Source organism: Gemmatimonadota bacterium, assembly GCA_041390105.1.
Taxonomy (GTDB): Bacteria; Gemmatimonadota; Gemmatimonadetes; order Longimicrobiales; family Gaopeijiaceae; genus JAGQIF01.
The window spans coordinates 349030-360099 of record JAWKQO010000004.1 but is presented as its reverse complement, the minus strand read 5'-3'; the positions used below and the strand labels follow the sequence as shown (position 1 = coordinate 360099).

At 68.6% G+C, this 11070-nt stretch carries 7 protein-coding genes; 3 read left to right on the top strand and 4 right to left on the bottom strand.

The window, feature by feature from the left end; translation table 11 throughout:
- Nucleotides 1-5 precede the first annotated feature (5 nt).
- From R3E10_18100 to R3E10_18085, 4 genes are read right to left on the bottom strand one after another with little or no spacing between them, the layout of a single operon-like run.
- Nucleotides 6-872: a DUF1028 domain-containing protein gene (locus R3E10_18100; GenBank protein ID MEZ4417674.1), complete on the bottom strand. Its 867-nt coding sequence runs from the start codon at nt 870-872 to the stop codon at nt 6-8.
- The gene (locus R3E10_18095; GenBank protein ID MEZ4417673.1) at nt 863-2665 is read right to left on the bottom strand and encodes an ankyrin repeat domain-containing protein; all 1803 of its coding nucleotides are present in this window, start codon (nt 2663-2665) and stop codon (nt 863-865) included. Before R3E10_18095 ends, R3E10_18100 begins: the two co-directional genes overlap by 10 nt.
- Nucleotides 2662-4089, bottom strand: coding sequence for a DUF1552 domain-containing protein (locus tag R3E10_18090; protein ID MEZ4417672.1), 1428 nt, complete (start codon nt 4087-4089; stop codon nt 2662-2664). Before R3E10_18090 ends, R3E10_18095 begins: the two co-directional genes overlap by 4 nt.
- Before the next feature lie 28 nt (nt 4090-4117).
- Complete coding sequence (locus tag R3E10_18085; GenBank protein ID MEZ4417671.1) at nt 4118-6595, bottom strand: DUF1592 domain-containing protein; 2478 nt, start codon at nt 6593-6595, stop codon at nt 4118-4120.
- A gap of 372 nt (nt 6596-6967) precedes the next feature.
- Between R3E10_18085 and R3E10_18080 the strand changes: the two genes are divergently transcribed.
- The 3 genes from R3E10_18080 (at nt 6968) to R3E10_18070 (ending at nt 10863) form a co-directional block, all read left to right on the top strand.
- Nucleotides 6968-7831: a creatininase family protein gene (locus tag R3E10_18080; protein MEZ4417670.1), complete on the top strand. Its 864-nt coding sequence runs from the start codon at nt 6968-6970 to the stop codon at nt 7829-7831.
- A 15-nt stretch (nt 7832-7846) separates the two neighbouring features.
- On the top strand, nt 7847-8830 hold the full coding sequence (locus R3E10_18075) for an alpha/beta fold hydrolase (GenBank protein MEZ4417669.1): 984 nt from the start codon (nt 7847-7849) through the stop codon (nt 8828-8830).
- Between the two features lie 560 nt (nt 8831-9390).
- Nucleotides 9391-10863, top strand: a complete 1473-nt coding sequence (locus R3E10_18070) for a DUF222 domain-containing protein (protein MEZ4417668.1) — start codon at nt 9391-9393, stop codon at nt 10861-10863.
- Nucleotides 10864-11070: the final 207 nt, after the last annotated feature.

Genomic DNA, 11070 nt, shown 5'->3' with positions numbered 1-11070 from the left:
AGCAGCTACTCCCGGCCACCGCCCTCCGCCTTCCAGCGCTCGTAGCGCATCCGGAGCGTGGTCACCGGATTGGCGTTCTCTCCCGGACGAATGTCCTGGTCCGTGACGTTGATGAAGAATTCGCGCGAGGCACCGTCCACTCCGGTGGGCTCGGCCCCCCGGATGTAGGCCACGTGTGCCGTCTTGTGCGTGCAGGGTGCCTCCAGCACGGGGTCGGTGCTGCAGCTGCAGCGGGAATCTCCACCGGCGGCGTCGGCCGCTTCCATTGCAGCCATCACGCGATCGGCCATCGTGCCGCCCTCGGCCTTGAAGGCCGTCACGGCTTCATGCACCACGTCGTCGGACGTCAGGATGTTGCCTTGCACCGAGAAATAGATCCCCAACTCCGGGATGCTGTCCGCCTGCCAGAGCGACGCCTGTCCGTTGCGGCTTCCGGAGTGACCCGCGCAGCGCCCCTGCATGTCCACGATGCCGAACTGCCGCGACTGGAACGCGGAATCGGCGCTCAGCATCTCGATGATCTGTTCGGGCGCGGTGCCGCGCTTGAGCTCGCGGTAGATCAGCGACTGATTGCGGCGCGTCCGGTCCACACCCGCCTGGGCGGCGGCCACTCCGACGCCCGGCACCACGATGGCCTGCACGTCCATCAGGCCTTCCGAGGGGAACCCGTACAGGCGCTCCTGCGGCACGCAGGTGGCCGAGGCGATGATGACCTGCCCGGTGCGGGAGTCTACCGCGATGACCGACCAGGTCGCCGACAGCGAGACGGGGAGCAGGATGCTGGCGAGGGCGCTGAGGAAGGCCGTGCGCGGGAGGCGCGGTCGGCGGAGCGTGCGGGTCGCACGGCTCCGCCGACTCCGGGCTACTCGCACGACACGCAGCGGTTGTTGTTCTTGGAGCCCAGCCGTTCGAGCAGCGCCAGCGCTTCCGGCCACGGCTGGACGCGCTGGACCGGCCCGTTGGCCATGTCCGCCGCCGTCTGACCCCGGCGGCTCACCACGGTCACATCGGCCCCGTGATCCACCAGGTACTGGATCAGCTCCACGTCTCCGCGGGCGGCAGCGTGATGCAGAGCGCTGTAGCCGTTGGCATCACGAGCATTCACGTCCGCATGCTGCTCCTCGACCAGATAGCGGACCGCCGGGACCCAGCCGTCCGGAACGTGTCGGTGGGCGTTGCCGGCGAAACCTTCGCCGTATCCGACACCGGACGCCGCGTGGATCGGGTACACGGCCGGGCCTCCGATGGGAACCGGGGGCAGTCCCGACGGATCGTCGCTGATGTCTCCCTGGTCCGACTCACCGCCACGGCGGGCGGGGACCTTCTTGGTCGGGATGTTGGGATCGGCGCCATTGGCCACCAGCAGACGCATGGCCGGCACGTCGGTGGCGTAGGCGGCTCGCCAGAACGGGGTGGCGCCCGCGACGTCGACCTGAAGCAGGTCGAAGTTGTACCCGAGATACCAGAGATGCTTGGTCAAGCGAGCATTGGGATCAGCCCCCGCCTTCAGGAACGTCTCCATCATCTCCATGTACCCGGCGCGCTGGTTCTGGTAGGCCATCTGCTGGGGATAGCGCGACTTGGGTGCCCAGTGCGTGTTGATGACCGCGAACAAGGGCGTGGCGCCCGCGTCGCTGGCCAGGTTCACGTCCGCACCGCCGTCCAGGAGCTCGAGGGCCAGGTCGAAGTAGCCGTTGATGCAGGCCATGAGCAGCGGTGAGGTGTGATCACCGCCCGTGACTTGATCGATGTCGGCCCCGGCAGCCAGGAGCGCGTGGGCCACGTCCCCATGCCCTTGGCGAACCGCGTAGTGAAGCGCCGCCAGGCCGCCCTGACCGCCGACCAGTTGTCCGTAGGACAGCGGCTCTACGTCTTCCTGCATGCGCTGCGGGAGGTACTCGGCGTCGTCCCGCCGGCCTTGGCCGGGCCGCTGACCCGCGGCGGCGCCCTGTCCGCCACGGCCCTGGGCAGTCCCCGCGTTCGAATTGCCCATGGCGGCGGAGCGGGCAGCACGCACGCGGCGGTTGCGCTCCACCTGGGCCCCGCGATCGCGCTGGGCACGCTCGGCCACGTCGACCACCTTGGAGGTGAGCGACACATCGGCGCCGGCGGCCAGGAGACTCTGGACGGAGCCGAGGCGGCCTGCGGCGGCGGCGTACATCAGCGCCGTCTGTCCGTACACCTCGTCCGGCGCGTCCGCGTCCGCTCCGGCCGCCAGCAGGGCCTCCACCGCTTCTGCGCTGGCCGAGGCCGCTGCGAGGTGCAGGGGCAGTGCGCCGCCGGTCGTGGTGGCCGCCCGTACGTCGGCTCCGGCGTCCAGGAGCGCGCGCACCGTGGCCGCATCTCCGACGCGGGCCGCCAGGTGCAGAGGGGTGTAGGCGCCATTGCGTGTGGCGGTGCCCACCTCCGCGCCGGCCTCCAACAGCAGGCGGGCGAGCTCCGCGTCGCCACGCTCCGCCGCCCAGTGCAGCGCCGTCATTCCGTCACCCTGTGCGGCATTGACGTCGGCGCCTCGGGACAGGAGTGCCCGCACGGCCTCGCGCTCTCCCCGCATCGCGGCATCGGCGACCGGGGACTCAGGACCCGTCGCGGCCAGGAGCAGCGTGGACGCCAACAACGCGCTCAGCGCTCCGCTCCGCCTCCGCACACCCGAACGGGCGTTCATCGATCCGACCCCTTGCTGCTGGAGCCGTCATCGACGATCACGTCCCGGAACTGGAACTCGCCCGTGCTGTCTCCGAAGGACTCCTCGTCGACGCCCAACTTGTGCAGCAGGCTCAGCATCACGTTGGCCATCGGCGTGCCGGGCGCCGCCTTGACGTGCAGGTTGCCCTGCATCTGACCGTTGGCACCGCCGGCGATCAGGAGTGGGCACCGCTTGTGGTTGTGGACGTTCGGATCGCCCATGGGGGACCCGTACACGATCATGGTCTTGTCGAGGAGCGAAGAGTCGCCCTCCTCGAGGTCCGCCAGCTTCTGCATGAAATAGGGAAGCATGCTGACGTGGTAGCGGTTGATCTCGGCGAAGTCCTCGATGGCCTTGGGATTGTTGCCGTGGTGCGACGCCGGATGGAAGGGCTTGTCGATGCCGCTCTCGGGGAAGACGCGGGCCGAGGAGTCACGGCCCATCTTGAACGAGAACGTGCGCGTCATGTCCGACGCGAAGGCCAAGGCCTGCAGGTCGAACATCAGCTTGACGTGCTCTTCGAACGAATCGGGTACACCGGCCGGGGCTTCGGGTAGATCCCGCAGCTCACCACTCGTGTTGTAGGCCTCGACCATCTGGATGCGGCGCTCCAATTCCCGGATGTTCTCGATGTAGCGCTCCATGCGGGCCCGGTCACCAGCACCCAACTCGCGGTTCAGTTGGCTCACGCGCGTGGCGATGAAGTCCAGGATCGACTTGTTGGTACGCCTGCGGCTGGCACGCTCGGCGGGCGTGCCCCCGGCACCGAACAGCATGTCGAAGGCCACGCGCGGGTCGCGGATCATCGGCAAGGGCTCGGTGGGCGAGGCCCAGCTGATGGTGTCCGTGTACACGCAGGCATAGCCGTAGGCGCATCCGCCCGACTGATCGATGTTCTCGATGCAGAGTTGGAGCGAGGGGATGGGTGTGTCCTGCCCGAACTTCTGGGCGAACAGCTGGTCCATCGACGTGCCCGCGTAGATGTCCGAGCCCACCGTTTGATGCGGGTGGGACTGGGTCAGGAACACCGCGCTGGAGCGAAAGTGGTCCCCTCCGATCTCCGGCGTCTCGAACGCCTCGGCGTTCCGTACGTCGGTGTCTGACACAATGGTCAGGTAGTTCCGCCACGGCTCGAGTGAGCTGAGGGCCGTGGGCGTGAGATCGAAGCCGCTTCCCGTGGCGGCCGGCGACCAGAAGTTCTGGGCGGCGCCGTACTCGCTGGCTCCCGCGGCCCCGTGCACCATCTCGATGGCGACCAGTCGCGTCTTGTCGAATTCGGCCGCCGTGCGGCCGAAGAGGCGGCCCGAGGGAAGCATCGCGTCCAGGAAGGGCAGCGACACCGAAACCCCCATTCCCTGCAGGAAGGTGCGGCGGGGGATGTGCTTGCCGGTGAGGATGTTCATCGCTGGGTTCTCCAGGTCGCGTAGAGGGTCAGTTTCCGGCAGGGTCCACCGCGTTCACGGCGGCGGCCCGCTTGAAGCGGAAGGCATCGGTCTGCACCACGCCCTCGATCAACGTGCTCAGTCGGTAATCATCGTGGGCGGCTTCGGCCACGATGGCGCGGATCATCGGCATGTCTCTCGCCTCGATCCGCCGGCCCAGGGCATAGGCCATGAGATTCTCGGTAAAGGTGCGAGACAGCGACTCGGGCCGGCGCAGCAGCGCAGTGCGCAGCCCCGCCACACCCTCCACCGTCGCGCCATCGTAAAGCGTACCCGCGGCGTCGACAGGTGCGCCGGCGTCCTTGATCCGCCAACGACCCGTGACGTCGTAGTTCTCGAGCGCCAGCCCGATCGGATCCATCATGATGTGGCAGGAGTTGCAGGTCGGATTCGCTCGATGCTGCTCCATGCGCTCCCGCACCGTCAGGATTCGACCTTCCTCCGCACCCTCGGTAGCCTCCAGCGGAGGCACGTTCGGGGGCGGTGGCGGTGGCGGGCTGCCCAGCAACACCTCCATGACCCATTTGCCCCGGAGCACCGGTGACGTGCGATCCGCGTGCGAGGTCAGCGTGAGCACGCTGCCGTGTCCCAACAGACCGCGGCGTTCGTCGTTCGGGTAGGAGACCTTGCGGAAGTGATCTCCCGAGACGCCGGGGATCCCGTAGTGCCGGGCCAACCGCTCGTTGACGAAGGTGAAGTCCGCGGTCAGCAGGTCGAACAGCGACAGTCCCTGGCGACGCGCGTAGTTGAAGAACATCACGGTCTCGGTGGCCATGGCCTGCGCGAGCTGCTCGTGATAGTCGGGGAAGGTCAGCGGATCGGGGTGTACCTTGTCCAGGTCGAACAACCGCAGCCACTGATAGGCGAAGCGCTCGCCGAGCGCGTCCGCGCGCGGGTCGTCCAGCATGCGCTGCGTCTGCTGGCGCAGGACCTCGGCATCGTTCAACCGTCCCGAGTGGCCGAGCTCCATGAGCTCGTCGTCCGGGGCCGTTCCCCAGAGGAAGAACGACAGGCGGGCGGCCAGGTCGACGCCACTCAGCTCGTAGACGTCCCCTGCTTCCACCGCCCGCGTGGGCTCCTCGAAGCGGAAGACGAAGTCGGGGCTCGCCAGCACCGCCTGCAGACCGGTGCGCACGCCGAACTCGAAGCCGCGCTGCGCGGCGCCGTCCCGGTAGATGTCCATGATGGGGTCGACGTCGGACGCGGTGACCGGACGCCGGTAGGCCTGCGTGGCCAGGCGGGTGAGGATCTCACGCGCGCAGGGCTCTTCCTGGCTCGCGCCGGAGGGACGACAGGTGAAGATCCGCTCGCGGACCGGATTCTCAGAGACGCCCGTCACGTCGAACGGACCGGTGATCGCCAGATCCTGCAGATGGGGCAGGCTGGTGATCCCGTAGGAGTACCCGATCTTGTGATCGGCCACACTCCACTCGTGCGGGCGCAGCACGTCGTCTACCGGGCCCTCCGCCCTGCGCAGGAAGGCGGCCGAGACATTGTGCGGACCGGCGCTCACCTGGATGGGCTCGGACTGGAGATTGGCGCCGTTGGGGTCCTGTACGTGCATGAAGCGATCGATGTCGAGCAGCGCCTTGCGCTCGCCGTCGATCGAGATCTCGATCTGCTCCTCGAACGGCGAGGTCTGTCCGAAGAAGTTCCCCGTGGACTCGGTGATGAACGACATGCGGAAGGTGTATTCGCCGTCCGCGGGGAAGGTGTGCATCACGGAGACGCCGCCTCGCGTGCCAAAGGGCGTGCCCGGCACGTGCTCGCGCTGCTCGGCGTAGCGAGGCACGTCGTAGGTGGCTTCACTCGGCGTTGCCAGGGGGTCCCCGACCGCCATGCGTGCGATCTCGCCGGCAGCGGTCAGGTAGGCCTCGATCAGGGTGGGCGACAGGATCTGGGCGTCCGCGATGTTGTCGAAGCCCGAGCTCATGGTCTCGGGCGGCAGATACGCGTTCGCGTCGATCTCGAGGCCCAGGAGATCGTGCACCGAGTGCTCGTACTCGGCCCGGTTCAGCCGCTGGAAGGGACGGTAGCCGGGATCGGGCGCCGCCAGGGCCGCGCGGTCCAGCTGCGTCTCCAGCGTGGCGGCCAGGGCGGCGATGGTGGCTTCCTCGGGGCGGCGCGCCGATGCCGGGGGCATCATGCCGGCGCGCAGCTTCCGGATCATCTTCTCGCCCACGTCGGGATCCGACGCGATGGCCGCCGCGTCGAAGCTCGCCAGCGAGAGGTTGCCCCGTAGCGCACGATCGTTGTGACAGCGCTGGCAGTAGGTCTGGACCGTCTCGTTCGCGTCCTCCACCGCCAGTGTGTCGACCGCCGAGATCGACGCGCGCGCGGGGGACGGGCCGGAGATCGTGGGATACACGCCGAACGCCAGGGTCACGAGCAGGAGCAGGGTGACGGCGGCGGCGGAAGCGAGTCTGCGCATTCGCTCCTCACGGAGTGCCAGATCGAGCTGGCGCACGGCGACCTCGTCCGGGCCCCGGATGGGTGGCCGGAAGGGGTCGGTATGACGGGCTAAGACCCTTTGAGAATATGGGTTTTGGGCGGGTCAAGCCAGTTGGGGGGCTTCCAGCAGGACCGGTGCCGGAGGCTTCGCCGGAGCGCGGCCGGGGCCCCTCGGGCGGACCTCGGGGTTCGGCCACGGGGGCGGTCCCGGAGGCCGAGTGCCTCGCTCGACCCCCGTTCACCCGAGACCTCCTCTCGGCCGGGTGGGCCGGGAAGGGGCTGCCGGTGCTGGTGGCTGACACTGGCGACGGCTAAGGTAGGCCCGTTCCACCGGGGGGCGAACGGGCTCGCCCGGGGGGTCCATCGCCCTGGTCCAGGAGCGCCGATCATGTCCGTTCGATCCCTGCTTGCCGCCGCTTTCGCCGTCACGGTCGCTGCCCCGACTGTTGCGTCAGCGCAACAGCCCGCCGCCGATCTCGCCCGCCAGCTCCAGGAGGAGATGCGCGCCCCCCGGCCCATCGAGGCCCACCGCTCGGTCTGGCTGGAGGAGCTGACCTGGATGGAGGTGCGTGACGCCATGGCGGCCGGCGTGAACACCGTGATCATCGCCACGGGTGGGATCGAGCAGAACGGCCCCTACCTGGCGCTGGGCAAGCACAATTACGTGCTGCAGGGCGCCTGTGAGGGAATCGCCGAGTCCCTGGGCAACGCGCTGTGCGCGCCCATCGTGAAGTACGTGCCCGAGGGAGACATCGACCAGCCCAGCGGACACATGCGCTATCCCGGCACGATCAGCCTCCGCGAAGAGACGTTCGAGCGCATGTTGGACGACATCGGCAGCAGTCTGAAGGCCCACGGCTTCGAGCACATCATCTACATCGGCGACAGCGGCGGGAATCAGACGGGCATGAAGGCGGTGGCGGAGGCCCAGAACGCGCGTTGGGGCAAGCCGGTCTCCCACTTTATTCCCGAGTTCTACCGCTATGCCGACGTCTTCACGTGGATGGAGAAGGAGTTGGGCATCAAGGAGCCGACCAGCGACGGCATCCATGACGACTACGTCATCACATCGTTGATGATGATCACCGACCCCACCACCGTCCGCTACGACGAACGCGTACGGGCAGGAAAGGCCACGATCAACGGCCTGAGCATCGAGCCCCAGGAAAAGACCATCGAGATCGGTCAGCGGCTGATGCAGTTCAGGGTGGATGAGACGGTGAAGGCCATCCGCGCCGCCATCGGAGGCTAGCCAAGCGATCATGCCATGCGCCGTCCGCTGATCGCGGGCGCCGCTGGGGTGGCGGCGCTGGTAGGGCTGGGTCCACGGGCCCGCGTGCGCGAGCCGGAATCGGTGCCGACGGCTGCCTCGCACGGCGTGCCGGCGGAGCTCGTCGAGTTGAACGACTGGTTGGCGGCCAGGGAGTCCGCGCTGGGAGACGTCTACCCACACGCCACCAAGACGGTGGTGTGGGCGCATCCGGAAGCCCCGGCGCCCACGGAGCGCGTGGTGCTCTACCTGCACGGGTTCTCGGCGACGCGGCAGGAGACGCGCCCGCTCGCCGACTCGGTGGCTGCCCGGCTGGACGCCAACCTGTTCTATGCGCGGTTGGCCGGGCATGGCCGGCCGGGCGAAGCGATGGCGCAGGTCGAGGCTGGTGACTGGCTGGACGACGTGGGGGAGGCCATGGCGGTGGCGGAGCGGCTGGGCCGGCGGGTGGTGTTGATCGGCACGTCCACCGGCGCAACGCTGGCGCTCTGGGCGGCGTCCCGACCGGAATGGTCGGAGCGGATCGACGCGCTGGTGCTGATCTCTCCCAATCTGGCGCCTGCCGATCCCGCGGCGGAGCTGCTGCTCTGGCCCTGGGGGAATGTGATCCTGCGGGCGGTGGTGGGTGGGGAGCGGGAGTGGGAGCCCGTGAACGAGGCGCAGGCGCGCTACTGGACCACGCGGTATCCGAGCCGTGTGTTGTTGCCGATGATGGCGCTGGTGGACTTCGTCCGCGCGTTGCCTCTGGAGCGCGTCCGCGTGCCGGTTCTCGTGGTGCACAGCTCAGACGATCAGGTGGTGTCGGTTCCGGCCATGCAGGATATGTTCGCGCGCTTGGGGTCACCGATGCGGCGTGAGGTGGTCGTGGACGACAGTGGGGATCCGGCGCATCACGTGCTGGCGGGGGACGCTCTGTCGCCCGGGACCACCATGCGATTGGTGGAGGAGATCGTGGAGTTCGTGGGCGCTCCACAGGGTTGAGGGGCGGTGCCGACCGTTGACCGCGCGCTCGTACGGGGCCCGGGTTGCAGCGGGTGAACCTTGCCTACGCAGCTGGGTCCGCACTCGCACGGTGAGCGGCGCTCGCGTGGCTACCGCGTGCTGGCGAGGCTGATCGGCATTTCCCGGCTATCGCGCACTGGCGTGGCTGATCGGCATTTCCCGGCCATAGCGCACTGGCGTGGCAGATCGGCATTTCCCGGCCATAGCGCACTGGCGTGGCTGACCTGCGCCGCCATGCCGAGCCTCCCTCGCACGGACGACCCGCGCTCGCCTGACCAGCCCGGACTCCGGTCCCATTCTGCTATGGACGACTTTGGGGCGTGCGCGATTGGGGTGACCGGGGGGCGCTTCATTCGCGTTGTTGAGCAGTGGTCCCGACCGCCCTGCGGAGTCCCACCGCCTGTCGCACTCTTCCAGTTCCTCCTGCCTCGCGTTTCTGCCTCCTGCGGCCGCCTGAGAGGCCGCGCAACCCCCTCGTATCTTTGACGATCGCCGGTCGCGCGGCGTGTCGTCTCCCCCGGCTTCACAGGTGTTTCATCATGGGTTTCGCTCCTGCGTCTGTCTCCCCGTCTGGTTCTGGCGCCACCTCCGCCGCCGCGTTGAGGTCTTCGCCTGCGTCGGCTCCGTCCGTCGCTCCGCACTCAGCCTCCGTCCCCGCTCCCCCGTCCTCCCCCCACCGAGGAGAATCGCCTTCCTCGCCCTTCGAGCTCTCCACCTCCGAACTGGATGCACTCGAAGACCTCAGCGACGAGATCGCATCGCTCGCCGCAGAGATCAGCTCGGCCACCCATCGTCAGCTCACGCTGATCGCCGAGTTCGACCGACGCCGCGGCCGGGAGCTGTCCGGCCACATCACCTGCGCGCACTGGCTGGCCTGGCGCACGGGCATCGATCTGGGCTCGGCCCGTGAGAAAGTGCGCGCCGCCCGCGCGCTCACCGCCTTGCCTCAGATCAGCTCCGCTCTGCAGCAGGGCGATCTGTCGTTCTCCAAGGTGCGGGCCCTCACCCGCGTGGCAGACGCCGACAACGAGATCGACCTGCTGGAGATCGCGCTCACGTCCACGGCCCACCAGCTTGAACGGGTGGTCCGCGGCTGGAAGCGCCACAACCGGGTGGACGAGCAGGAACGAGAGCGGCTGCGCCACCAGAGCCGGTCGCTCTCGGTCTTCCCGGATGAGGACGGCATGTACGTGGTGAAGGGCCGCTTGGATCCCGAGGTGGGCGCACTGCTGCAGCGCGCGCTGGAGGCCGCGAGCCAGGCGTTGTTCTGGAAGGGCCCGGAGGTCGAGGGCTCCGACGAACTCAAGCCGGAACAGAGGCGTGCGGACGCGATCGGGCTGCTTGCCGAGCGGGCGCTGGCCGCGGGGCTGGATCAGGAGGGGGGCGGTCCGGACGCTCCGGTGAGCGCCGCACGGGCGGAGCGCTACCAGGTGGTCCTGCATGTGGAGGCGGACACGCTCGCGGCAGACGCGGAGCCCGGGATGTCGGAGCTGGAGGACGGCACTCGCGTTGCCGCGGCAACGTCACGGCGTCTGTCCTGCGACGCCAGCTTGGTACGGATCGCGAGGAACGCAAACGGCCGCGTGCTCGACGTGGGCCGCAAGACCCGCACGATCCCGCCGGCGATCCGGCGTGCGCTCGAGGCCCGCGACCGAGGCTGTCGGTTCCCCGGCTGCGGGAGGCGGTTCACGGACGCACATCACATCCAACACTGGGCCGATGGGGGTCACACGGCGCTCCACAACCTGATCCTGACCTGCCGGCAGCATCACCGCATGCTGCACGAGGTCGGGTACCGTGTCGAGCTAACCTCGGACGGTCGAGCGACGTTCTACGGCCCTACCGGACGGGTGCTTCCCAACGTGCCGCCACTGAAGCGACGCACACGGAAGGAGGTGGCGCTGGTGGTGGAGAGGCTTGGGATCCGGTCGGTCGCCTCCGAACCGTGGGAGCGTCCCGGGATCCGATCGGTCGCATCCGAACTGTGGGAGCGTCCCGCCGAGACCCCTTGAGGGAACGGTCCAGCCCTTGCACCGATACTGATTGTAGGGCGCCCAAGCTGCGGGGTCCCGAAACCTGTCCCATCCAGACATTGCCAAAGGGGGGGGGGTATGCGGCTAACCTACCCAATCCTCATCTCCCTGGTGTGGGCGCCCGTGGCCGGACCGGCCATGGCGGCGCCGTCTTCGTCCATAGGTGTACCCGCGTATCCGTGCGGA

Bases quoted from the DNA above. Each gene is read 5' to 3' on its own strand.
- R3E10_18095 (MEZ4417673.1), bottom strand. From the start codon at position 2,665: ATGAACGCCCGTTCGGGTGTGCGGAGGCGGAGCGGAGCGCTGAGCGCG.
- R3E10_18075 (MEZ4417669.1), top strand. From the start codon at position 7,847: ATGCGCCGTCCGCTGATCGCGGGCGCCGCTGGGGTGGCGGCGCTGGTA.
- R3E10_18080 (MEZ4417670.1), top strand. From the start codon at position 6,968: ATGTCCGTTCGATCCCTGCTTGCCGCCGCTTTCGCCGTCACGGTCGCT.
- R3E10_18090 (MEZ4417672.1), bottom strand. From the start codon at position 4,089: ATGAACATCCTCACCGGCAAGCACATCCCCCGCCGCACCTTCCTGCAG.
- R3E10_18070 (MEZ4417668.1), top strand. From the start codon at position 9,391: ATGGGTTTCGCTCCTGCGTCTGTCTCCCCGTCTGGTTCTGGCGCCACC.